Origin of the sequence: Ruegeria profundi (genome assembly GCF_049800715.1) — a bacterium.
GTDB lineage: Bacteria > Pseudomonadota > Alphaproteobacteria > Rhodobacterales > Rhodobacteraceae > Ruegeria > Ruegeria profundi_A.
This window is the reverse complement of the sequence record NZ_JBNAFO010000007.1, coordinates 69,352-95,004: the sequence shown is the minus strand read 5'-3', so window position 1 is coordinate 95,004 and position 25,653 is coordinate 69,352. Positions and strand designations below refer to the sequence as shown.

General features: G+C 58.9%; 15 protein-coding genes. 13 read left to right on the top strand and 2 right to left on the bottom strand.

All coding sequences use genetic code 11. The features are described 5' to 3' along the window. The first annotated feature begins 12 nt into the window (after positions 1–12). The 10 genes from ACP15L_RS12910 to ACP15L_RS12865 all read left to right on the top strand — a co-directional run bounded on the left by ACP15L_RS12910 (position 13) and on the right by ACP15L_RS12865 (position 16,302). Complete coding sequence (locus ACP15L_RS12910) at positions 13–3,900, top strand: type VI secretion system contractile sheath domain-containing protein (RefSeq protein ID WP_425084581.1); 3,888 nt, start codon at positions 13–15, stop codon at positions 3,898–3,900. A 34-nt stretch (positions 3,901–3,934) separates the two neighbouring features. Continuing rightward, entirely contained in the window at positions 3,935–6,037 is a 2,103-nt protein-coding gene (locus tag ACP15L_RS12905; RefSeq protein WP_425084474.1) for a type VI secretion system Vgr family protein, read from the top strand. A 12-nt stretch (positions 6,038–6,049) separates the two neighbouring features. Further along, complete coding sequence (locus tag ACP15L_RS12900) at positions 6,050–6,661, top strand: DUF6931 family protein (RefSeq protein ID WP_425084473.1); 612 nt, start codon at positions 6,050–6,052, stop codon at positions 6,659–6,661. A gap of 2 nt (positions 6,662–6,663) precedes the next feature. Continuing rightward, a complete protein-coding gene (locus ACP15L_RS12895) occupies positions 6,664–6,969 on the top strand; it encodes a PAAR domain-containing protein (protein ID WP_170467447.1) in 306 nt (101 codons plus the stop codon). A 10-nt stretch (positions 6,970–6,979) separates the two neighbouring features. Beyond that, a complete protein-coding gene (gene tagH / locus ACP15L_RS12890) occupies positions 6,980–8,407 on the top strand; it encodes a type VI secretion system-associated FHA domain protein TagH (protein ID WP_425084472.1) in 1,428 nt (475 codons plus the stop codon). Positions 8,408–8,446: 39 nt separating this feature from the next. Then, the gene (tssK, locus tag ACP15L_RS12885; RefSeq protein ID WP_425084471.1) at positions 8,447–9,787 is read left to right on the top strand and encodes a type VI secretion system baseplate subunit TssK; all 1,341 of its coding nucleotides are present in this window, start codon (positions 8,447–8,449) and stop codon (positions 9,785–9,787) included. Positions 9,788–9,885: 98 nt separating this feature from the next. Continuing rightward, a complete protein-coding gene (icmH, locus tag ACP15L_RS12880) occupies positions 9,886–11,328 on the top strand; it encodes a type IVB secretion system protein IcmH/DotU (protein WP_425084470.1) in 1,443 nt (480 codons plus the stop codon). After that, positions 11,328–14,897 (top strand): type VI secretion system membrane subunit TssM, encoded by a 3,570-nt coding sequence (tssM, locus tag ACP15L_RS12875; RefSeq protein WP_425084469.1) that lies wholly within the window; start codon positions 11,328–11,330, stop codon positions 14,895–14,897. The genes icmH and tssM overlap by 1 nt, the downstream gene beginning before the upstream one ends. After that, positions 14,897–15,583, top strand: coding sequence for a type VI secretion system-associated protein TagF (tagF, locus tag ACP15L_RS12870; protein ID WP_425084468.1), 687 nt, complete (start codon positions 14,897–14,899; stop codon positions 15,581–15,583). The genes tssM and tagF overlap by 1 nt, the downstream gene beginning before the upstream one ends. Next, the gene (locus ACP15L_RS12865; protein WP_425084467.1) at positions 15,580–16,302 is read left to right on the top strand and encodes a PP2C family protein-serine/threonine phosphatase; all 723 of its coding nucleotides are present in this window, start codon (positions 15,580–15,582) and stop codon (positions 16,300–16,302) included. The genes tagF and ACP15L_RS12865 overlap by 4 nt, the downstream gene beginning before the upstream one ends. A 33-nt stretch (positions 16,303–16,335) precedes the next feature. On the opposite strand, the gene ACP15L_RS12860 is transcribed toward ACP15L_RS12865, so the two are convergent. Together ACP15L_RS12860 and ACP15L_RS12855 are read right to left on the bottom strand one after the other, a co-directional pair. Further along, positions 16,336–18,528: a serine/threonine-protein kinase gene (locus tag ACP15L_RS12860; protein WP_170689102.1), complete on the bottom strand. Its 2,193-nt coding sequence runs from the start codon at positions 18,526–18,528 to the stop codon at positions 16,336–16,338. Positions 18,529–18,561: 33 nt separating this feature from the next. Then, positions 18,562–19,134, bottom strand: a complete 573-nt coding sequence (locus ACP15L_RS12855) for an OmpA family protein (RefSeq protein ID WP_170549474.1) — start codon at positions 19,132–19,134, stop codon at positions 18,562–18,564. A 168-nt stretch (positions 19,135–19,302) separates the two neighbouring features. Here ACP15L_RS12855 and ACP15L_RS12850 point away from each other — a divergent pair, with 168 nt between their 5' ends. The 3 genes from ACP15L_RS12850 (at position 19,303) to ACP15L_RS12840 (ending at position 25,635) form a co-directional block, all read left to right on the top strand. Further along, on the top strand, positions 19,303–20,142 hold the full coding sequence (locus ACP15L_RS12850) for a M15 family metallopeptidase (protein WP_425084466.1): 840 nt from the start codon (positions 19,303–19,305) through the stop codon (positions 20,140–20,142). Between the two features lie 191 nt (positions 20,143–20,333). Beyond that, on the top strand, positions 20,334–22,049 hold the full coding sequence (locus tag ACP15L_RS12845; RefSeq protein WP_425084465.1) for a ShlB/FhaC/HecB family hemolysin secretion/activation protein: 1,716 nt from the start codon (positions 20,334–20,336) through the stop codon (positions 22,047–22,049). Beyond that, a complete protein-coding gene (locus tag ACP15L_RS12840) occupies positions 21,994–25,635 on the top strand; it encodes a filamentous hemagglutinin N-terminal domain-containing protein (protein ID WP_425084464.1) in 3,642 nt (1,213 codons plus the stop codon). Before ACP15L_RS12845 ends, ACP15L_RS12840 begins: the two co-directional genes overlap by 56 nt. The last annotated feature ends 18 nt before the right edge of the window (positions 25,636–25,653 follow it).

The following is a 25,653-nucleotide window of genomic DNA, read 5'->3' as shown; positions in this document are numbered from 1 at the left end:
GCCTTGCGGGATATGATGCCCGAAGATGCCGCAGCCGACAATTCGGTGGAGGATGCGCTTGCGTCTTTACCCGAGGTTGAGACCGCCGAGGCGCAGGATCAATCGGCTGACATCTTGTCCGATCTGGCGGCTGAAGCTCCCGCGGATGCGCCTGAAGATACGTCGGTCGCGGATGCCTTGTCCTCACTGCCTGACTCGGTTGAACCCGAGGAACCTGTAGATGACAGCGCGAATGTTTTGTCCAATTTGGCGGCCTCCGCACCCGAGGAAACGGCTCAGGATACTTCTCTCTCGGACGCTTTGTCTTCGCTGCCCGAAACCGAGGCTACTGAGGCAGCCGACACATCAGGCGATATTCTAGCGGAATTGGCCAACGCGGCACCTGCGGATGAGGTTGAAGACACCGCCGCAGATGACATCCTGTCCAGCCTGCCAGATATCGAGCTTACGGCGGTAGAGGATGCGTCGGATGATATCTTGTCTGATCTGGCCAGTTCTGAGCCTGATGATGAGCCCGAGGATACGTCGGTCGCGGATGCTCTGTCTTCTGTTCCAGAGGTTGAGCTGCCCGACGTGTCGGAAGACTCCACGGATGTTCTTGCCGATCTGGCCGATGTAGCGCCTGAGGCGACCGAGGTTGAGGATGTGGCCTCGGATATTTTGTCTGACCTCAGCGATCTGGAAACGGAAGAGGTCGAAGACAGCTCTGTGTCCGATGCCCTCGCGTCTCTGCCGGAAACTGATGTCGCGGATGAGGTTGATGGGTCCGATGACATCCTGTCGGACCTTGCAGATGCTGCCCTGGACATTGAGGTCGAAGAGGACACGCTCGGCGATGTCCTCGCCTCAGTACCCGAGGTTGAGGCCGCGTCTGAGACGGTTCAGAGCGATGACATCCTCTCTGAACTGGCCGATCTGGAACTGGAGGAGAATGGAGAGGACGGCGCACTGGACGCGGCGCTTTCATCGCTTCCGGATACAGATGAAGAGGTTGCAGAAGATCATTCAAACATTTTGTCCGACCTCGCCGACGCTGCCCCTGAGGAGGTGGATGAGGACGTGGATCTGGACGGTCTGCTTGATGATCTGGCGGAGAAGGCTCCCGATGAAGCTGATGAGCCTGCTGCAGAAGACATACTCGCCTCGGTGCACGAACTGGACAGCACGGATGAGACGGATCCGTTGGAGGACATCCTTGGTGATCCAGCCAGCGAGGACCAACCTGGTCCAGAGGCAGATGCGTCCGACCTGGATGATTTGCTTGCCGACCTGGCGGATTCTTCTGACGAGGCCCAGCCGGAGGAGGATGTTCTGGATGACATCCTCGGGGATTTGGTGGAAGCCGAAGCTGATGAGGTCGACGAAGCCGACGTAGAAAATGTTCTTGCAGATTTGGCCGAAGAGCCTGACGGCGATTTGGATGATCTTTTGAATGACCTTGGGTCGGATGAGGTTACATCTGCACTGACGGATGAAGCGGCCGATGACCTAGAAGATCTGCTGGGTGATCTCGAAGAGACGTCAGATGATGCGTCTGACGATCTGGATGCGCTTCTGGGTGATTTGGAGTCCGAGCCGGACAGCGACGCCGCTTCAGACGATTTGGATGCCTTGCTGGGTGATCTTGAAGGCGACGATGAGACAGAAGATGCGGATACAGATGATGTCGATGCGCTTCTGGCGGACCTTGGCGACGATGTAGAGGATGAAGATACCGGCGCGGACGATCTTGACGCCTTGCTGGGTGATCTTGAAGGCGGTGATGAGACCGAAGACGTGGATACAGATGATCTGGATGCGCTTCTGGCGGACCTTGGCGACGACGTTGAAGATGAGGATGCAGGTGGGGATGATCTCGACGCTTTGCTGAATGACCTGGGGTCGGACGACGACAGCGCGTCTGAGGAGGGGACAGCGGATGATCTGGACGCTCTGCTGGCGGATTTGGGCGATGATGAGGGCGGTTCAGACGACCTTGATGATCTGTTGAATGATTTGGGCGCAGATGAGGATAATGAGGCATCCTCTGACGAAACGACAGATGACTTGGACGCCTTGCTGGGCGATCTAGATCTGGACGACGAGGGCGGATCTGATGATCTGGACGCTCTGCTAGTTGACCTTGATGGGGATGATGCGTCAGGCGAAACAGCCGATCTGGACGACGAGCCGCAATTGGCATTCGGCCGCATGAGCGCGGATCGACCTGACCCGGAACGGCTGAAACGCACCCGGTTCCGGATCGCGCTCTTTGGCGATTTCTCTGGCCGAGCGGCGCGTGGGCAGATTGAGCCCGGCGACGCCCTAGCCGCACGTAAGCCGATCATTCTAGATCCCGATACGGTCGAAGAGGTGATCGAGGGGTTCGCGACCGATCTCGTTCTGCCGATTGGCAAGGATGGGGCCGGGATCGAAGTGAAGCTGAAAGAGCTGGACGATCTGCATCCCGACGAACTTTATGAAAAGGTTGAACTGTTCGATGGCCTCTCGGGTCTGAAAAGCCAGTTGAGCGCGGGTGGGACTGCAGATCACGCTGCCAAACAGCTGATCGGTTGGGGGGAAGAGTTCGGGCAGGCGGTTGTGCCGCCGCGCAAGACCTCGGGCGGTAACACGGTTCGTGCTGACCTGAAGCTCAGCGATTTTCAGAAACTGATCGGCGATACATCGGGTGAACTGGCGCAGGCCTCACCCGTTGATGACTTGCTGAAACGCGTGGTCGGCCCGCATATCCGCAAACTGCCCAGCCCCGATGTGCAGGCGATGCAAAATGCAGTGGATGAGGCGCTGAGCGCAGCCATGCGCATGGTTCTGCATCACCCCGAGTTCCAATCCGTCGAAGCACAGTGGCGTAGCCTCGATCTGATTGCGCGCAGTGTCGAGGATGACGATACGCTCGACGTGGTTCTGTATGACGTCTCAGCCGAAGAAATCGCAGCGGATCTGGCCGCCGAGGAAGATCTGGCACAAACCGGTCTGGTTCGGTTGCTGACCGAAGAGCCGCTGGACGAAGAAAACGGGCGCGGTGGGTATTCGGCGCTGATCGGGCTTTATACCTTTGAGGAAACGCCGCCTCATGCAGAACTGCTGGGCCGTATTGGCCGCGTTGCAGCCCATGTAGATGCGCCGTTCATCAGTGCAATCACCCCGGCCTACCTGGATGTGAAGCCCGAGGACCGCCACCCGCTGGTGGTCGAAGCCTGGGACACCCTGCGCGCGATGCCCGAAGCTGGGCATGTTGGCCTGGCCTCGCCCCGGTTCCTGCTGCGGCGGCCTTACGGCGCCAAGTCTGAGCCGATCTATGAGTTCGACTTCGAAGAATTCACCGAGTCTGAAGGCCTGCGCGGTATGCTTTGGGCCAATCCGGCGGTTCTGGTGACGATCCTGTTGGCGCGGTCCTTCAAGCAAAATGGCAAGGCGATGAATTTGGGCTCGGTCATGAGCTTGGGTGGCGTACCTTACCATTTCGTAAATGACCGCTATGGCGATCAGGTGGCGCTGCCCTGTACGGAACGCAATATCACGTTGGCAAAGCACGAACACTCGGTCCAGCGCGGCTATATGCCGGTACTGTCTGTCAAAGGCCGCGATGAAATCCGGCTGGGCTCGTTCAACTCGGTTGCCGGGCAAGAGATTCTGGGCCCGTGGGCCGGTATGCCCGCTCCTGCGCCATCACCGGATGTACCAGCTGCGCCCGAGGCCGATGAGGATGACGATCTGGACTTGGATCTGGATCTCGATACAGGCGACGACGATGATTTCGACCTCGATCTGGACCTTGGAGATGATGACAGCGGCGATCTTGACGATCTGCTGGCGTCATTCGGCGACGATGATGACGGTGACGATAGTGATGATGACGATATGGACCCCGAACTTGCTGCACTGCTGAACGATTTGTGACGGCGCGGTGAACGAGAATTGGAAGGAACGGAAAATGGCTGAGAGTCTGCAAAGTAAAGAGTGGCCGCTTCGGATAACGGGGTCGTATAGCTATGGTGAGGATGATCTTGTCATCAGGCGGGCCGTCGTCTCAGAAGAGCTTGGGAAACTGACCGAAATTCAGGTCGAATTCCTGTCGGAAAAGACCACGATTGCGTTGGACAAACTGCTGGGCAAGGTGATGACCATTCATCTGGCCGCCGATGGGGCCGAGCGTAAGTTCACCGGCACAATTGTAAGGGTGGAACGACTGGCGCTGCGCGACGGCTATGTACAGTTTCTGGCCGAATTGCGCCCCTGGTTCTGGCTGCTGACGCAGACCACCGACAGTCGCATCTTTCAGGAAATGACCGCCGTGCAGATCATCGAAAAGATTTTCGGTGAATACGGGCTTACGGATTTCAGAAAAAGCCTGCGCGCCACTTACCAGCAGCGCGAATATTGCGTGCAATATCGCGAAACGGATTTCGACTTTATCTCGCGCCTGATGCAGGAAGAGGGCATCTACTACTATTTCGATTACACGAATGCCAAGGACAAGAATGAGACGCTGGTCATGTGCGACGGACCAAACGCTCATACGCCGATTGCCGGTGACGCAAAGGTCGAATTCCGGGGCGGGGATGATTACAGCCAACGTCTTGGTGACTCGGTGACCGAATGGGCCGCGTCCGAGACGATCCGGCCCGGAGTTGTCTCGCTAGGCGATTTTGATTTCGAAAAGCCCAAAGCGTCGCTGGATGCGCGGGCCAAAACGCCGACCGGCGCAAAGCACGGGTTCAAGGACAAGTTGGAGCTTTACGATATTCCAGGTCACTACAAGGAAACCGGGCCGGGCAATACGCTGGCCAAGGTGCGGATGACGGCCGAGGATGCTCTGTTCGACCGGCGGCGTGGGCGGGCTTCGGTCCGGGCGCTGGAAACCGGGCGCAAGTTCACGCTGCAGGATCATCCTGACAAGGCCGAGAACGCGGAGTACCTGATCACCAAGGCGCGGTATTTTCTTCAGACCACCGAAGGTTATGGATTTGCCAAGAACGACAAGGATCTGGACACCGGTGCGCTGGAGTTTCCAGAGGACAGCAATGAGATGTTCATGGTCGAGTTTGAGGCCCAGCCCGGCAAAACCGAATTCAAATCGTTGCGCACGATCCCTTGGCCAGAAATCTCGGGTCTGCATACGGCCATTGTGACCGGCAAGGCTGGTGAGGAAATCTGGACTGACAAATACGGTCGGATCAAGGTTCAGTTCCATTGGGATCGTGAAGGCAAGAAAGACGAAAAGACCACCTGCTGGGTGCGGGTTGTCACCCCTTGGTCGGGTAAGAACTGGGGTATGGTCAGCATCCCTCGGATCGGGCAAGAGGTTGTCATCCAGTTCGAAGAAGGCGATCCGGATCGGCCGATCTGCACAGGCATGCTCTACAATGCCGACACCATGCCACCCTATGCCTTGCCTGCAAACCAGACGCAAACAGGGATCAAGACGCGGTCCTCGAAACAGGGCAGCGCCGAGACGTTCAACGAGCTGATGTTCGAGGACAAGAAAGACGCCGAACTCGTGCGCTTTCAGGCGCAGAAGGATCACGAGAAGCTGGTCAAGAATATGTCCACGATTACCATTGGCTATGACAAGCTGGACAAGGGTGGCAATGGCGGTGACGGCTGCCTCAGCCAAGTGGTCAAGAAGAACGTGGATGAGACGATCAAGGAAGGTGACCATACCTTCACCATCGAGAAGGGTAACCAGACGGTCAGCATCAAGACTGACCAGACCGAGACCATCGAGGGCAAGTCCACCCGCACCGTCACCGGCAATCACGCCGAAACGATCAAGGAAGGCGACAAATCCACGACGGTAAAGATGGGTGACATTCAGGTCGATGCCAAAATGGGCAAGATCACAATGACCGCAATGAAGTCGATCGAATTGAAGGTTGGTGGCTCATCGATCAAACTGGACCCGACAAGCATTACGATCAAGAGCACGATGATCAAAGTCCAGGCCAATGCCAAGTTGGATGCAAAAAGCCCGATGACGACGGTCAACGGTGATGCCATGCTGACCCTCAAGGGCGGCCTGACAATGATCAACTAAAGGGGCAACGCGATGACAGACCGTTTTTCCGGAATGACCAAAACGCCCCAGATGCCCGCTGCGCGCATGCTGGCCGATGCCAATGCCCGCCTGAGCGTCAAGCTAGAGGCCCCGGCCAGTGCGCCTTTGGATGTGGTGTTGACTGAATTGGAAGAGAAAGGCGCAGTGATCGATATCCTACGCCTTCTGGGGGTGGCCTTGCCTGCCCGAGAGCGCGTGTGGTGGTCCTGTCTGGCCGCGCGCGACTATGTCGGTGAGGCCCCGGACAACAACACGCCCGCACTGGCGGCGTCCGAGGAATGGGTGTTTCGCCCCACGCCTGAAAACCGCGACAAGGCGGGCGCGACGATTGATCTCGCCGAACCAGATGATGAGACGGTAAATTGCGCTATGGGCGTGTTATACTCGGACGGAACTCTGGGTTCGGGTGATCTGGCCAACGTTCCGGCCCCTCTCGGGGCGGCCGAAGTTGTGGCCTTTGCGATGAATGTTGTTGCAATGGACAAACATGAAGAGGATTTTGACACCTACGTGCAGTTGCTGATTGACCGTGGGGTCGATATTGCTCGGGGTGGAAATGGTAAGCTGGACCGCGAGAACGCCAGCGCTGAGAAAGAGGAGTAAGCATGGGATTCCCGCAAGCACGAATCTTGGACTTGCATGCGTGTACGCTGCCTGCTCCTCCGCCAGCCCCGCCACCGCCTGCTCCGGTGCCGATGCCGATCATGCCGCCCTGCTGTACGACGGTTCTGGTGGGAAAACTGCCCGCAGCGCGTCTGTCAGATATGGCGACACCGGCATTTCCGCACCCGATCATCAAGGGTTCGGCCACCGTCCTGATCGGCAAGCTGCCTGCCGCCCGTGTGACGGATACCTGCGCCTGTGGTGGTCCGATCATTAAGGGCGAGTTTACCGTACTGGTCGGAGGATGAAGACAAACGAATGACGGTCACTTTGAAATTCCAATCCACCGGCGTGGTGCCGGGCGACGGGCGCCCGGTCTCGATGCAGGGGGGCTCTTTGACCGTGGGGCGTGGGCCGGCCAATGACTTGGTCCTGCCTGACCCCGAAAAGACTCTGAGCAAAAGCCACTTCGTCATTGAGGATCACAATGGAAACGTGGTGATTGTTGATCTGTCGACGAACGGAACTTTTCTGAACTACTCGAAAATCCCACTAGGTCGGACACCGACGCCGCTCAACAATGGCGACGTGCTGGTTGCGGGTGGGTATGAGATGGTTGTCGAAATTGGGGCGGACCTGCCCAGTTTCGAAGAATCTATCCCGCAGCCGATGCAACAGGCGGGGGTGTCTCCGGGTATCTCCCAGAACGCGCCGGATCCGATGGCATTGCTGGATGATGCCGCTCCGGGAGGGGATTTTCTGGATGACCTTTTAGGCGGTGACGCTAAAGGGCCCGGCCAGATTTCCACGCCCGACCCGATGGATGAACTGCTGCCACCCTTGGAGGATGACGATCCGTTCTTTGCCAAACCGAAGGACGTGCATGCGGATATGGGCGCAAGCGATGCGATGCATAACCCGTCGGCCAGCGATGCGTTTACCGCACCCTCCGCAGGCGGAGCGAACCTGATCCCCGATGACTGGGACGATGATCTGCTGTCGCCCTCGGGCGGCTCAAGCTCGGATCCGTTTGCCGCGCCTGAACCGGCGCGTCCGGAACCCACTGCGCCGCCTCCGATCAAGCCAAAGCCAGGCGGGCAGGCCGAGGTGGCTCCGACCCACGAACCGGTTGAGGCAGAGAAACCCGTTCCGACCGGCGGCGGTGATCAATCCGCTGCCCGTGCCTTGCTGGAGGCGTTGGAGGTCGACGATCTGCGCATTGACGACGCCGATCTGCCTGCCACGATGGGCCGCATGGGCCGTGTGTTGCGGGTGATGATCACCGGCTTGCGGGAAATCCTGATGACCCGCACCTCGATCAAGTCAGAGTTCCGTATCGAACAGACAATGATCAATGCGGGCGGCAACAATCCGTTGAAGTTTTCGATCAGCCCCGAACAGGCGATTGAGGCGTTGGTCAAGCCGCGTGTCAAAGGCTACCTTGCCTCGGAAGAGGCGACCGAACAGGCGTTGAACGACATCAAGGCGCATGAGGTTGCGATGGTCACTGGCATGGAGGCCGCGCTCAAAGGCGTTCTGGCCCGGCTGGACCCAGAGGTGCTGGCAGGAAAAATTGAGGGTTCCGGCAAACTTGGGTCACTTTTTAAAGGTAAAAAGGCTCAGTACTGGGAAGTGTACGAGAAGATGTATGCTGATATCTCGGATCAGGCAGAGAATGACTTTCACGATCTCTTCAGCCGGGAATTCGCGCGCGCGTATAAAGAACAGCTGGAAAAGCTGAAGTAACGCCCCATCGCGGGCGGCAAGAACAAAGGAGGGCAGCCATTGTCCTGGGACAGCAAGGTGCTTTGGACCGAAGGGTTGTTTCTGCAACCCCATCACTTTCAGCAGGCGGATCGATATACCGAGGCGCTGGTGGCCGGTCTCGCACGCCGGGTCACGCCTTATGCTTGGGGCGTCAGTGCGTTAGAGATCGATGATGAAGTGCTCAAGGTCGGTCAGTTTGCCTTGAAATCCTGCTCGGGGCTGACACCTGACGGGCAGGTGTTTCGCGTGCCGCAGGCTGAAGATCACCCTCCTGCGCTGGAAGTGCCCGAGACGATCAAGGATTGCGTTGTTTACCTGACGGTTCCTCAACGGCGGCAGGGCGCATCCGAGGTGGATCTGAGCGGGGCCGAGCAATCGGTCAGCCGACTGCGTCCGGCCGAGCAGGAAATCACGGATGTGATGAGCCAGCAGAGAAAGCCTGTCACGTTGGGTGTGGGCAAACTCCGCTTGCAGTTCGCGTTGGAAGTGGATGATTTGGCGGATAAATTGGCGATCCCGATTGCCAAGATCATTGAAGTGCGCCCGGACAAAGAGATTATTCTGGATCGCGGCTTCATCCCATCTGTGCTGGACGTACGCGCCGCCGCTGCGCTGGCCGGTTTCATGAATGAGCTTGAGGGGATGCTGTCGCACCGCATGCAGGCCTTAGCAGGGCGTCTTTCGGATGGCGGTCCAGCCAAAGGGGCTGCCGAGATTTCGGATTTCCTGCTGTTGATGACAATCAACCGCAACCTGCCCTTGGTGCGCCATTTCGCCAATATAGAAAACGTGCATCCCGAACATGTCTACCGCGTCTGCGCCGCGCTCGCCGGTGAGTTGGCGACCTTTATGAGTACCGAGAAAGAGGCCGTGCAATTCCCAGCCTACCAGCATGACGACCTGACCGCCTCATTCGCGCCGGTCATTCGGACCCTGCGACAGTATCTGAGTTCCGTGTTGGAGCAGACAGCGGTCTCAATCCCGCTGGAGGCGCGGAAATATGGCATCAGCGTGGGCGTGATTGCTGATCGCAAGCTGATCGGCAACGCCGGTTTCGTGCTGGCCGTGAATGCGGATATCCCGGCTGAGGACGTACGCCGTCATTTCGCCGGGCAAGCCAAAACCGGCCCGGTTGAGGAAATCCGTCAGTTGGTGAACTCGGCGCTTCCCGGTATCACGCTGCGCCCGTTGCCCGTCGCTCCGCGGCAGATTCCGTACCATTCAGGCGTCGTCTATTTCGAACTGGATGCTGCCAGCCCGTACTGGGGCAAAATGACCACTTCGGGTGGGATCGCGGTTCACGTGTCGGGGCAATATCCGGGACTTGAGATGGAGCTGTGGGCGATCCGCAACCAATAAGAGTGAACGTGATCACTGGCGGCGCCGAAACAATTTGATAGGGCTTGATATGTGGGTCACACTCGTGACGCGGAAGCCTTAGGGGAACAGGTCAAAGAATGTCCGACAAAGATCCATTTGCCGAACCGGACGACACCGACAAGACGGTCATTCGCCCCAATCCCGGTGGGCGACGTCAGGCGGGTGGAATGCCGCAACAGCCGGCTCCGCAGCAACCGGCCGGATACCCGGATCCGATGCAAGCGCCACAGCCCGAGCCGATGGGGCAACCTGCGCCGGGCGGCGCCGGCTATGGCTATGGTGTGCCTCAATCCGAGACGCCCCAATCCCGGCCTGCGTCGGGCGGAGAAGAGGTTGCGACGACAGGTATGAACCGGCTGAACGCCTGCGCTGCATCGCTGTTTTCGTTGATCAGCCGCATTCGCAATCGCGCCCAGCATATGGATCCGGACAAGCTGCGCCAAAGCGTTGTGGCCGAGGTGCGCGCGTTTGAAAATGCCGCTTTGCAGGCGGGCATTGCGGCGCAGACCGTCAAGATCGCACGCTATGCTTTGTGCGCGACTTTGGACGACGTTGTTTTGAATACACCGTGGGGTGGCCAATCCAGTTGGGCGACCCAGTCGCTGGTGGGCACCTTCCACCGAGAGACCGTCGGCGGTGATCGCTTCTATGACCTGCTGGCGCGTCTTGAACAGGACCCGGCCAACAATATTGAGCTTCTGGAATTCGTCTACATGTGCCTTTCGCTTGGGTTCGAGGGGCGTTTGCGCGTCGAACAGGGCGGCGCGGACAAGCATATGCAGATCCGTCAGGGCCTGGCGCGGATCATCCGCGCGCAGCGTGGTGACGTGGAACGGGATCTCGCCCCGCATTGGGAAGGGGTCGATAAACCCTACCGCGCCCTCAGCCTTTGGAAGCCGGTCTGGATCGCTGTTGGCGTGACCGCGCTGCTGCTACTGATCGAATTTGGCGGGTTGTCTTATCTGCTGTCCAACAAGACGGAAAACCTTGTGGGACAAATGTCGGTGATTGATGCTGGCCGGGTGACGGAGCTGCAGCGCCGCGCCCCGCCGCCTCCTCCGCCACCGCCGCAAGCCCAGCCGCAGGTCGAAAAGGTCGTTGCTTTCCTGCAGCCCGAGATCGACGAAGGGCTGGTTGAGGTCTTTGAGAAGGGCAACACGCTGATTATCCGGATCAAGGGATCGGGCATGTTCGGGTCGGGTTCGGATCACCTGCAGGACAAATTCAAGGAGCCGGTGCGCCGCGTGGCTGTTGCGTTGGACGGCGAACCCGGAGGGGTCATCGTGACCGGGCACTCAGACAATGTGCCGATCCGCTCATCGCGCTTTCCGTCCAACCTCGCTCTGTCTCTGGCACGGGCCAAATCGGTGATGAACCAGATGGCGGGTGAGATTTCCGATCCCGACCGCCTAAGTGCCGAAGGCCGCGCCGATAGCGAACCGATTGCCGACAATTCGACCCGCGAAGGGCGGGCCACGAACCGCAGGATCGAAGTCCTGCTGGTTCAGGAGGAGAACTGATGATCCGCCGAGTTCTAAGATATGTTTTCATGTCGATCTACACCGTGCTGTTCTTCACGGCGACGGTTCTGGCTGGGTGTCTGTACTATTTCGGCCCGTGGATCGGCTCGGATGAGTGGCGGCCGCTGGACGGGGTCGGAATCCGTCTGATCTGGTGCGGGGTGATCTATCTGGTCTTCTTCCTGATCGGTCTGACCATCTTCCTGCTACGCCGACGTCGCGAAAAGAAACTGACGGAAGAGATCACTGAATCCGTCGCCGATGGCGGCGACATGATCGACAGCGAGATTTCGGAGCTGCGCGGCAAACTGAAAACCGCGATGGCGGCTTTGCGCAAGTCCAAAAACGGACGGCGCCATCTGAACGAGCTGCCGTGGTACGTCATGATCGGCCCTCCTGGTGCTGGCAAAACGACAGCGATTGTGAACTCGGGCCTGAACTTTCCGTTGGCGGATGAGCTAGGCAAGACCGCGGTTGGCGGTGTCGGCGGCACGCGCAATTGTGACTGGTGGTTTACCGAGAACGCCGTTCTGATCGACACGGCCGGGCGCTACACCACGCAGGAAAGCGACGCCGAGGTCGACAATGCGGCCTGGATCGGGTTCCTGAACCTGCTCAAGAAATACCGCAAGCGGCAGCCGATCAATGGCGCGATGATTGCGATTTCGCTGTCTGATCTGTCCTTGCAGGATGAGGTCACGCAGAAGGAACATGCAAAGGCCGTCCGCCGCAGGCTTGAAGAGCTGCGTGAAAAGCTGGGCGTGCGGTTCCCGGTTTATATTCTGTTCACCAAGGCTGACCTGATCGCAGGTTTTGCCGAATTCCACGACAATCTGGGCAAAGAAGACCGCGAGCAAGTCTGGGGCTTTACTCTGCCATTGGACAAGTCGCGCAGCGAGCAATCTCCGGTCGCGGCTTTTGATGAGGAATTTGCCCTGCTTCTGGGTCGTCTGAATTCGCAGTCCTTGGAGCGGATGCAGACCGAGACAGACCCGCAGCGCCGTGCGCTGATTGCTGGGTTCCCGATGCAGGTCGCCTCGGTTCGTAAAGTTGCGCATGAGTTTCTGACAGAAGTTTTTCAGGACAGCCGCTATCAGCACCGCCACATGTTGCGCGGGGTCTATTTCACGTCTGGCACGCAAGAAGGCACGCCGATTGACCGTCTGATGCTGGGCATGGCGCGGACATTTGGGATTGGCCGTCAGGCCATTGGCTCGGGGCAGGGGTCGGGTCGCTCCTATTTTCTGACGCGCCTGTTCGATCAGGTGATCTTCCGCGAGGCTGGTCTGGTCAGTGCTGATGACAAGGTCGAAAAGCGCTACAAGATCACCAAATGGGCCTCGATTGCCGCGACTGTCATTGCCGCCGTCACGGTCGGAGCCTTGCTGGTGCGCAGCTTCATGGGCAATACCGACCTGATCGCCGAGGCGCAGGAGGGTGTATCCGCCTATCAGGCCGCCGCTGCGACTTTGCCGCCCAGCCCCGTTGGTGACACCGATCTGGTTCCGGTCGTTCAAGCGCTCAACACGCTGCGCGACCTCCCGGCCAACCCGACACTATCGGATCCTGAGCCCGAAACACGTCTGACCTATGGCCTTTATCAGGGCGACGTGATCGGCACACAGGCGGCGCAAACCTATCGTGCTGCATTGAATCAACGCCTGTTACCGCGTCTTCTTCTGCGTCTGGAAGAGCAGATGAGCGCCAACATCAACAACCCCGATGTGCTCTATGAGGCGCTGAAGGTCTATCTGATGCTGGGTCTGCAGGGGCCGATGAACCAGGATTTGGTCAAGGAATGGATGAACATTGACTGGAGCGTGTCCTTCCCCGGCCCATCGCGTGAGGAATTCCGCGCGGATCTGAACGATCATCTCGACGCCATGTTGAGCCAGCCGATGCAAGAGATCGCTCTGAATGGCCCAATGGTGGATCAGATTCAGGGTATCCTGTCGGAACTCCCACTGGCGCAGCGTGTCTATAACGGTATCGTCTCCAGCCCCGCGGCCACAGCGCTGCCGGAGTGGCGGATCACCGAGGTAGGTGGCCCCGCTGTTGGTCGCGTTCTGGTGCGGTCCTCCGGGAAACCTCTGAACGATGGGATTGAAGGTATTTTCACCTATAATGGCTTCAATAACGTCTTCCTTGGTGAGGCGATTGGCGTCGCCAAACGCGTGCAGAAGGAAAGCTGGGTTCTGGGACCCCGAGGTGAGGCTGAACAGACTGAGCAGGCTCTTGCTGCCCTCAGCCGTGATGTTCTGGACCTATATTACAACGACTACATCGCGCGCTATGACGCCATGCTGGGCGATATCGACATCGTGCCGATGGAAAGCCTCAGCCACGCAGTTGAGGTTACCAATGTGCTGTCAGGCCCGACCTCGCCTATCGTGAATGTCCTGAATTCGATCTCGGATGAGACGAAATTGACCGAAAACCGGTCAATTCTCTCGGGCAACGATGCGATCAGCGAAGGCGTTTCCGGCGCTGCGGCGATTGAGTTGCAGTCGGCTACCTCAGCCCAAACGCAGATCCTGTTGGAAGCCTTGGCCAAAACCAGTGGTGTCAATGCCGGCGAACCCGTGCAAGCGCCGGGGCAGTATGTCGAGGACCGCTTCGATTGGTTGCATCAATTGGTTGAACGGCAAGAGGGTCAGCCTTCGCAGCTGGACATGCTGATGGGGTCGCTTACGAGCGTGTATCAGGAGCTGAACAAAATGTCGTTCAGCGGTGTCTCCGGTGGTGAAACCGGGCAGGCTCTGCAGCAGTTCCAGCAAGAGGCCGCCCGTATTCCCGGCCCAATGGAACGCTGGGCGCTTCAGATCATCGACGGCTCGTCCGGGATAACCTCGGATAGCACCCGTTCGTCCATCAACGCGCGGTGGCAATCGACAGTTCTGCCGTTCTGCGAGCAGGTTGTCGGGGATCGCTATCCGTTCAACCGCCGCTCGGGTGCGGATGTTGCGATGGGTGACTTTGGCAAGTTGTTCGGTCCGCAAGGTCTGATCGACTCTTTCTTCAATGAAAACCTCGCCAAACATGTGGATATGCGCACGCGCCCATGGTCCTGGAAGTCCGGGGTCAATGCGACCGATCTGGGCATCAGTCAGGCGGTTCTGACCCAGTTCCAGAACGCAGCCGAGATCAAGGAGGCTTTCTTTGCTGCAGGTCCGCAGCCGCAAATCCAGTTCCAGATCATGCCCGAGGCATTGGACCCAAAGGCCAAAGGCGTCAAGCTTGAGATTGATGGCCAAGTGCTGGAGTTCAAACATCGAGGTGGGTTGCCCTCACCCCTCGCTGTGACATGGCCTGGCTCAGTTGGGCTGGCGCGCGTCAGTTTTGAGCCGGAAAAACGCAATATCGAAAGCGTTCTGTCCAAGGACGGCCCCTGGGCCTGGTTCCGTCTGCTGGACGCGGCCGAGGTACGGCGCACCAATGTGTCTGACCGCAAGAAGGTGATCTTCAATGTCGGTGGTCGCATCGCGATCTTCCAGTTGCAGTCGGGTTCGGTCATCAACCCGTTCGCCTTGCCAGCGCTGCAGAAATTCAGCTGTCCCAAGTCGTTCTGATGCAAACAGGCGGGTTTGGTGCATTCGGCAAGATGCCCTCGGTCGGAGACTTCTTCCGACTTGGGGTGTCACAGGCGTTTGTGCAGCCGTGGGATGAGTGGATACAGCGCAGCATGTTGGCCGCGTCGGAAACCTTGGCTGAGGCATGGGATTCCCATTACATGTCCGCTCCGATCTGGAGGTTTTGCCTGTCTCCGGGGCTGGCTGGTCCGCAAAAGATGCTGGGGGTTCTGATGCCTTCGGTGGATCGGGTCGGACGGCGGTTTCCTTTGACCCTGGTCGCGGGGGTCTCGAACGAAGGGTCTGCCGCGCTGGCGCATTTCCGGGCAGCTGAGGTCTACCGACAACTTGAAGATCTGGCGCTTGCCGCGCTCGAAGATGACATGACCCGCGACAAGCTGGCCGAAGGCCTGGCGGCTTTGCCAGCTCCAACGCAGCAACCGACAGCGCCTGTGCGTGCGCACGGCAACACGATGGTTCTGACCCGCGGGGAAGTCTCCGACAGCTTGCTACCTGATCTGGCGGCTGGGTTGATGTCGCAAAGATATCGCACGCCAAGCGTTTGGAGCACTGAAATCGGCGGTGTCCCCCGAATGATGATCTGCGAAGGTTTACCGGATGGGGCAAACATGCAAGGCTTGTTCAACCTACACGCCGCATTGTGGACCGAGGCACGACCAATATGAATTCAAGTCACCGCGTGCGGTACAGCGCACGCAGCCATGTGGGCCTCAGGCGGAAGGTCAACGAAGACGCGGTGCTGGCGCTGCCCGAGGAAAGCCTCTGGCTGGTGGCTGACGGTATGGGCGGGCATGATGCGGGTGACTATGCCAGTCGATTGGTTGCGGACATGGTTGCCGCAATCCCGCCCGGTTTGGCCCCCGCAGAACGGTTGACCGCATTGCGGGACGCAATCCAGCGCGCCCATGCCGTGATCCGACAAGAGGCAGATGCCCGAGGTGGCGGTACGATTGGCACGACGGTCGCGTGCATGATGTTGGCCAATGGGCACTTTGTCGGGCTTTGGGCTGGGGACAGCCGTATTTATCTACTGCGCGAGGGCAAAATCCAGATGCTCAGCACCGATCACTCGGTCGTGGCGGATCTGGTTCTGGCCGGTCAGATGAGCTGGGACGAGGCAGAGCAGCACCCTCAGTCTAATGCTATTACGCGCGCTGTGGGTGTTGGTGAAGAACTCGAACTCGACAAGATTCGTGGCGAGGTTCAATCAGGTGACCGGTTCTTGATCTGCTCAGACGGCCTTAGCAAATACGCGACCTTCCCGATGCTGGAAAAAGCACTGTCCGATATGCCGATCGAGACCGTCTCGGATCAGTTGATACAGGTCGCGCTGGATGGAGGCGGGGCCGACAACATCACCGTGATTGTTGTCGACATCCTTTAAAATCGTATTCCGACGCGGGAACGCCGCCGGAGCCTATTGCTCCAGCGTTGTCAGAATGCGGCTGTCCAGAGACAGGATCTGCGTTTCAACATTGCGGTCCTGCTCGCGCAGAGCCTCGGCATAACCTGCCGCGGATTCCGCCGTTGGGCGTATGGTGCTAAACAGCTGGTTGTCAGTGTGCAGAACGATCACCTTGCTTTTCCCCAGCGCGGTGTCATCGACCTGAAAGGCGATGCCGCCATTGTCTTGGCTTTCATCAATCGAATAGGCCACACGGACGGAAATCGGCCCGGACTCTCCGTCGCGCAGAGAGGCGATATCGTTGTCTTGGCGGGTGACGTTGGGCAGCAAGTGGAACACATTGCCTGACACATCCAAGACCGAGACGGACAGGTACCCGTCCTGAACATCATCGGGCAGGTCGACATCAATGACCGGGTTTTGCCCGACAATGAAGTCGCCGGTCGGATTGGGGGCGTTGCCTTGTTCTCCGTTGAAGAACGCGATGGAGATATCGCTGGTAGGTGCCGAGGGCAGGAAGTTCTCGATCAAACACAAGGTCGGGTTCAGCAGCGTGACCTGTTCAAGATCGATAGGGCGTGAACCAGCGAGGGCTGTCAGCGCGGTGTCCAACCCAACCAAACTGTCCCTTGAGGCCAACGTTCCGCCAACCTTGATCGGTGTTTCGGGGCCGTAGCCCGTGCTCGGTGCGTCGATCAGTTTCAACGCGCCGCAATCGGCCAGACCGGACAGGATGGGTCGGACCTCATCTGCGGACAGGAACAGCGACTCCAACTCGATATCTGCGGTGCCTTGTAGCCCGGCGGGCAGACCGGCGGAGTAGAGCTGCTCTAGCTCGGCATGCAGGGCCTGATCGGTGGTTTGTCCGGTCAACCGAGCCTCATTGCCTTCGACCACGAAACGCCACTCGTCCAGATCCATGGCGGCGTCGATGACGCCAGTCACCGCTGTTCCCCAGGTGTCGGAAATGTCGCCCGAGGCCAATGTGAGATCAACATCTCCCCCTTCGGATGTGATCTCGCCGGTCATGGCGTCCCGCACGGTCTCGGACGGAACAAAGCCTACAGCACGAGGGGCCTGACCGGGTCGTTTATCAGCCACCAGAGTATAGGGTGAGACGGTCGGATATTGCGGTGCAAGGAAGCTGTCAAACAGTCCGGCGAAATAGCCACCGGCACCAATGCCAACAACCGCAAGCGCGCCGACTGCAGCCACCACGCCTCCACGCGAGGACTTGGCAGGCTCAGCCTTGGCAGGAGTTGCTTTGGGTTTCGGGTCCGGCTGCGTAACCGGGGCGACGGATGGCGCAGCAGTAGGGGCCGCGCGCGGGGCGATCACGGTCGCATCGTCCAGATCGTCTTGAGGCGCGGCCGATCCGTTCCGGGCCGCCGCAAGCGCGCGCAGGACATCTCCGGCGCTCTGGTACCGATCATCCGGGTTCGGGGCCGTCATTTTGTCGAGGATCGACTTCAGCGGTTCCGGTACGTCCTGAGTATTCAGCGGCTCTTTCTTGTTTTCGACGACTTCCAGCAAGTTGCGACCGGCGTCGGCTTTTTGCCCCCGGAAATTGGCCAGCAACAAGGCGCCCAGAGAATAGATATCGGTGCGCTGGTCGGTTTTGCCGGAAAGCTGCTCGGGCGCGGCGTAGGCGTATTTCCCGGCAAACTCACCGCCCACAATAGTTTCGGCCCCGGGGTTTGTGTCCTTGGCGATGCCGAAATCAATGATCACGGCCTGCGCCGGATCGCCATCGCGCAGAATGATATTGTCGGGGCTCAGATCGCGGTGGACGATATTGCGGGCATGGGCGGCCTCAAGCCCCTCGCAGACCCGTTTACAAACGGTCAGCACATCGCTTGCCGACATGGGGCCAGCCTTGAGTTTCTGGTCCAGACCCGGCCCGTCGACATAGTCCATCACCAGATAGACATGCCCGTCGGCTGTTCGGTTGTTTTCAGAATAGCGGACAACCGCGTCGTGGCGGATGTCGCGGATTTCTTCTTCGCGGGTCAGCAGGACCAGATAGTCATCATTGCTGGAAAACTCCGCTTTCAGAACCTTCAAAGCGGCAAGCCGCCCCGAAATCTCGGAGCGGGCTCGATAGACGTCAGAAGTACCGCCCCGCCCAAGTATCGCTTCGATCCGATAAGTATTGTTCACCAGATCGCCCGGCTGAAACAGGTCGCCTGCGCGGGAGTCCGTCATGCTGTCCTCGGTTTAGTTAGAGTGGTGGTGTAATTAGCCGAGGGCCTGGAATTCAACGCGACGGTTTTCGTCGGCGCGCGGATTGTCCTTGTTCAGAGGTTCGGCTTCGCCCACGCCCAGTACCTCAAGCCGCTGTTCCGAGATGCCGCAATCGCCGACGAGGAAGCGCTTGACCTCTTTGGCGCGCAGCAGCGACAGGTTCTGGTTGTATTCGGCGGAGCCTGCACTGTCGGTATGGCCGATGATCTGGAAGACGTTCACATCCACGTTCTTCATCGCCTGACACAGCGACGAAAGCTTGGGCTTTTCATCCTCACGCAGCGCGGCCGACGCGAAATCGAAACGGATCTGGATGTTGACCTGATCCTCGCTTGCGACCGGCTGGTATTCGGTCGGAGCGGCGGCAACGGTGGTTTCAGCTTCGGCCTCAGCCGTTTCGCCGGAATTCGACGGCACGATGACAAGGCCGCGCGTCTTCTGCTTGTTGAACGCGTCGGTGATTTCGTCTGCCGTCAACTCGCCTGACTGCGCCAGAGCAAACTGAGCGGTACACAGGACGGCAAATGCCGAGGCCCCGATAAACTTCCATGATGCAAATGCGGACATAACCCTAACCTTTCCGTGTTTGAGGGGAAGACTAGCCCCCCACCCGACGACCGACAATGAAGAATGTCACACAAGCGCTGGACATTTTTAGGTCAATAGCGTGACATCATGCGCCCAGCCTTTTAAGTTCATCTTATAAGGTGGCAGAATACAGGAAACATCAGGCAAATGCGCATCGTTCCGGCGATCATTCTGGGAGTGGCCATCATACTGGCTCCGATCATCTGGTACGTCTTTCCTTTGGTCGTTCCACTTAACGAGAATTTCGAAGGTCCCGCCATCGACTCGGGGGCCCGGATCGAGATTGAGATGCTCAGCCAGCAGCTCGACGATATGCGCGAACAGGTTGAACGCCTTTCGCTTGAGGTGTCGCGCACCCAGAATGGTGCCGGGGTCGTCCCGCAAGACAATTCGGCGGCGGATGACTATGGGTTTGACCGCTCGTCACCCAATGAGATCATTGACGCGTATGCGCAGGTCGTCCTGATCGCCAATCGCAACAAGGTGAACCGGGAGCTGGACTTGGCCGGGTCGTCCTTTTTGCGCGAAACATTCGGCCTGCCGCGCGAGGATCTGACGGATGAATGCCAGTCGATGACCAACCCGAGGCTTGAGGAGCTTCTGGTGTTGGAAGAGGTCGGGCCGGTTCGGGTGCGGATGCTAAAACCTGCGGTTGATTCACTGCGGGCTGTATTCGAGAATATTCAACGCACCGACCCCGACCTTTATGCGCGTATCAATACGGCCGGTTCTTTGTGCGTGCGCCGGATTCGCGGGGCGACGTCTTCGGCCTCGGCCCATGCCTACGGTCTTGCGGTTGACCTCAATATCGACGGAGTTCTGGATACGCTGGGCGACGGAAAAACCCAGTTGGGTCTGACCATTCTGGCCGATTTCTTCCGCGAGGAAGGCTGGGTCTGGGGTGCTGCCTGGGGCCGTGAGGACTCGATGCATTTCGAGGTCAGCCGCAACAAGATCGAAGAGTGGCTTGAGGCCGGGCTGCTCTGACCGCGCTTCTCATGCGGTTTGTGAAGTCTTTCACAGACGTGATGGGCAACAAGGTAAATAAAGCGTTATCTATTCCAAAGGGGGCTGCGGAATGATCAGAACGACCTTGCCATGGTCCCTTGATTGGGATTTCCTTGATGCGTTTCTGGCCCATTGGTTCGGGCCGGATTGGGTAGGGGGTTTTTTCTGACATGACGCGGATCTGTCGTTTTCTGGTTTTGGCTTCCTACGTCGTGATCGCGTCGACTGTATTTTCGACGGTGGCGCTGGCGCAAAGCGCGTCGAACCTTGCCCCATCCACCTTTCAGCCTCAGAACCAACGTAGCACCGGGCCTGTGACCGTAGCGCGCGATCCGGGCGCGCCGGTGCCCGCAGGCGCAGACAGGCTGTTTGTGACCGTTGGTCAGGTGCGGATCGAAGATGGTCTGCCTCAGATGGAGGCGGCAAATACGGCTTTCATTGAGCGCCTGACCGGTAAGCGCGTGGCCGTATCAGAAATTTTTGCTGCCACCAACCGATTGGAAAGCGCCTATACCAACGCGGGTTTTGTCCTGAGCCGGGTGGTCCTGCCACAACAGACCCTGCGTGATGGGGGCACACTGCGCATCGTTGTGATTGACGGTTTCATCGAACGGATTGATGCCGAGAAAGTGCCTCAGCAGGCGCGTGAGCGGGTGGTGATGATTACCAAACCTCTGATCGGCAAACGGGGTGTCAAACTGCAACAGATCGAACGTGCGCTATTGCTGGCCGGGGATACGTTTGGCGTGCGACTGGCCTCGACGCTGTCTGCGGGCGATGCGCGGGGCGGTACTATACTGACGCTGGATGGTGAGTTCAAAGAGATCACCGGCTCTTACGGCTTTGACAATACGCTGTCGGATGAGCTTGGCCCGGGCAACCTGAACGTCGGCCTTGAGGTCAACGGCGCGCTGGAGATGGGAGAGACCTTCTATTTCCGCGTCGGCGGTTCGCCCAAACGGTTCTTCTCAAGCGAGGCGCAATACCGGATTGCGGCGGCAGGGACGGTTTTTCCGATCGGTTACGATGGGATGACGTTCAACGCCGAATACACGCTGAGTGAGGCGCAACCGGATGCCGAGCTGGTACCAAATACCAGTAAATTCGAACGCTTTTCCCTGCGTCTCTACTATCCTTGGGTGCGCACACGGCGTCACAATCTGTCGTCGCAACTGATCCTGGACCGGATCAGCGACTCGCAGGATCTGATTGCCAGCTCAGGGTCGCTGCCGGTTTATGACGATGACCTCAGCGTCTTGCGGGCCACGCTTGATGCAAGCTGGACCTATGACAATGGCGCGTTTCTGTCTGCCGGGGCTGTTCTGTCACGCGGGCTGGATGCGTTCGGGGCCAGTGCCTCGGTCGGGGCGGGGGATACGCCCTTGTCACGGCAAGGCGCCAGTGCGCAATTCACCAAGCTTGTGCTGTCGGCGCAGTATCAGCGCCCGTTGAATGCCAATTGGTCCGTGAACGTGAATGGCCGGATACAATCCAGCTTTGGCGATCCGCTGGTTACCTCGGAGCAGTTCAGTGTCGCCAGCTCCAGTGAGCTGTCGGCCTTCGACGCGGGCGATCTGCGCGGGGATGACGGCTGGGTCGCGCGGGCCGAGCTTGGCCGGTCGCAGCAGACGCAAGTGGCCGGCTTTCCGATCCTGTTCAAACCCTATGTTTTTGGGGCTTACGGCGTGTTAGGTTTGGAACAACCCACTGTTCTGGAACAAGGCACAACCCGGGCATATGCCTACGGTTTGGGCTTTGATGTGTTTACGATTGAGGACTCGACCTATCGGTCCGGGTCAGTACGAGTGGAATATGGGAGGGGGGAACGTGATGACCTCGGGGAAGATGGAAACCGGTTCAGCATCACTGCCAGCCGCCGCTTCTGATGGCAGCGCAACCATGACAGTCTCACGCCGCATTTTGCTGTCGGCCTCGGCCGCGCTATGGGGCACGACCGCGCTGGCGCAATCCCTCCCGACCGGAGGGTCGGTGGCTGCAGGTGATGTCGCGATCAGCCAACCCAGCGGCAATCAGTTGAACATCACGCAGGGGTCGAATGCGGCCATCGTGAATTGGAACGGGTTTTCGATTGGCTCCGGCTCGACCGTGAATATCAATCAGCCGGGCGCGCAAAGCGTGATCCTGAACCGGGTCACCGGGAATACGACCAGTCAGATCCACGGTCAGCTGAACGCCAACGGGCAGGTGCATCTGGTCAACCCGAACGGCATTTTCATCGGGCCGAACGGCCATGTGAACACCGGCGGGTTTGTCGCCTCGACCCTGAACATCACGGATGATGACTTTCTGAATGGTCGGTATCACTACAACGGCAACGGAGCCTCGGCAGGGGTCGAGAACGCGGGTACGATTCAGGTTGTTCCCGGCGGGTATGCGGCCTTGATCGGTGGCAAGGTGTCAAACTCGGGTGTGATCCGCGTGCCGATGGGCAAGGTGGGACTTGGAGCAGGTGAGCAGGTTACGCTCGACGTGTCCGGTGATGGGTTTCTACAGGTTGCGGTTCCTTCAAACAGTGATGACGCCGCGATGGAGGCTTTGGTCACCAATTCGGGCCGGATCGAGGCGGATGGCGGGGTCGTTCACCTCAAGGCTGCTAGCGCTCGTGATGCGGCGCGCCGGGTCGTGAATATGTCTGGCTTGATCGAGGCGCGCTCGGTCGGTGGCGTGTCTGGAGCAGTTGTTCTGGGCGGCAGCGGCGGGGCCGTGCAGGTGTCGGGCCGCATTGATACCTCGGCGCGGGTGACACTGGTCGAGGCCTCTCCGCGTCCGGTGGCCCGCGATCAGAACGGTGGGTCGATCACGATTACCGGTGAAGCCATCGAACTGGCCGGTGCGGCCCTGAGCGCAAACGGTGCAGGCGCAGGACAGGGCGGAGAGATCCGCGTCGGCGGTGACCTGCAAGGCGGCGGCGATCTGCAACGGGCCAGCACTACGCTGGTCGACAGCGCAACGGTAATCAGCGCCGATGGCGGAGATCAGGGCGATGGTGGTCTGATCATCGTCTGGTCGGATGACTACACATCGTTCTCGGGCTTCAACTCGGCCCGCGGCGGCGATTTGGCCGGGGATGGTGGTTTTGTCGAAGTGTCCGGCAAGCTGGCCCTGAATTACGATGGCCTGACTGATACGCGGGCACCGTTTGGCGCATATGGTACGCTGCTGCTGGACCCCACGAATATCACGGTTTCTGACACGGCAACGGGACCGGGTTCTGTGACGCCGGGTACAATTGAAACAAACCTTGGCTTCGGCAACGTCACTCTGACGACCGCCGGAAGTGGCACTCTCCAACCGAATGGAGACCCTATCGACCTTGGTGGCGATGACTCGCAGGTTGGTACCATCACCGTCGATGATCCGATCACGTGGGGCAACGGCTCTCGGTTGACGCTGCTTGCCAATGATTCGATCACGATCAACGCTGCGATCACCGCGACAAGCGGCGAGTTGGAACTGAACGCCGCCACAACGATTGGCACCGGCGCAGGTGGAACAATCAACGTCGATACCTTTACGCTTACGAATGGAGCCTGGTCACAGGTAAGTTCTACGCTTCCGAGTTTCTCAGCGGGCACGCTCGATATTGCGTCCGGTGCAACATTCACCCGTGCGCTCGGTGGCACGGGTGCTGCCGGGTCGCCATTTCTGCTGACGGATGTGTTTGGCCTTCAAGGCATCTCGGACGGCAACAACTACGCCCTGGCCAATCCTATCAGTGCCGCGCCACTCAGTTCTTTCGATCCTATCGACTTTGCGGGTGGTACACTTGAAGGCAACGGCTTTTCGATAAACGGCCTCACCATTTCGACCAGTTCTTTCGGCGGCCTGTTCAACAATCTTGATGGCAACGTTCAAAACCTGCGCATCAACGGGGCCAGCGTTTCCTCTGGAGGCGGTGGCATCTTGGCGGGAACAAATGGCGGCACGATTTCCGGCGTTTCGGTATCCGGCAGCTTTAGCAGTAGTGACGAACAGGCCGGTGGTCTTGTTGGTTTCAACGATGGCACAATCATTGACAGTTTCTCGACAGCCAGTGTGACCGTAGCCACGACCGAAGCCAACCTGGTTGTCGCGGGCGGTTTGGTCGGCGAAAACAACGGAACCATCACCAGGTCTCACGCTACAGGAACCGTCAGTGGTTCTACGGCTGGTGATTTTTCCGTTGGTGGCCTGGTGGGTGACAACAACGGCCTTGTTCAGGATTCCTATGCAACCGGAAGTGTCTCAGGCACCAATCAGAGTTCGGCGCCCGGAGACTCTGCGACGCTCGGAGGCCTCGTAGGCTTCAACAATGGCGGCACAGTTGCCCGAAGCTATTCAACGGGCGGTGCCAGTTTTTCAGGCCCTAATACACCCACACTTGGTGGGTTAGTCGGTTCAAACTCTGGATCTGTTTCAGGTTCCTTCTGGAACACCGATTCCTCCGGTCTGGCCACTAGCGCCGGGGGCACGGCACTCACCACCGCACAACTTCAGGATACGGTTGGGTTCTTTAACCTTGCGTCGGCTCAAGGGTGGGACTTTACCAACACGTGGGCGCCTGGAGCGAGCGGGTCAGAAGGCGGGACAAACCCGTTGCACTACACGACCTCACCGGTCCTGTTCGTGGTGCCTGACACACTTCTCATCCCGGAAGGTGAGGCTGAAACGACGACAGGCACGGGCACAATTTCTGGTGGCCCGTCTGTCTTTCGGTTCGGGCCGTCGGGTGACTCGCTGGACACGTCCCCGATCTTTGAGACTTTGACGTTTGCCAGCACCGAGAACGGGACCACGACTTATACCGTGGATACAAGTTCCCTCCTGAGTATCTCGGAGGTGTTCTATACCGTTTCTGCGCTGCCTGGCACGGCAATCATCGGGAACACGGTCATTCCGACCCCGCCGACCCCAACCATTGAGATTACCCCGACCGTGGATACGACCATCACTGGCGGCGGAGGTGGCGGCGGTGGTACTACGACCACAACGACAACCGAAGCAGAAGCTGCGCTTGGTACGGTCGAGAATGCGTCGCAGGATTTTGACGAGGTCATCTCTTCCTGTGCGGAACAGGGCAACAATGTCAGCGCCTATCTGGCCTGTATTGCCGATGCGATGGACGAATACGCCTCGGACCTTGATGCGATCGTGCAGGGTTTGCCGCCTGGTCTGGAATCAGTTGGTGATATCATCCGCGGCGCGAGTGCGGGCATTCGTGCGGCGGGCGAGGATGCCAACCGTCGTCTGGCACTTGCCACCACCGCTGAGGAGCGGGAGACGATCCGCCGCGAGGCCGTGCAGGAAGCGCGCCGTCAGATCCGTCAGGCGCAGCGCGAAATCCGCAAGGCGATCACATTGATACGAGCAACCGACCCCGAGCTTGTCAGCATCCAGAACCAGCAGGTAGATACAATCGTGGCGGCTGTTGGTCAGGCCGAGATTGGCCTGTCGCGCGCCATCGGTCTGTAACCCTACGGAGGCTCTGCG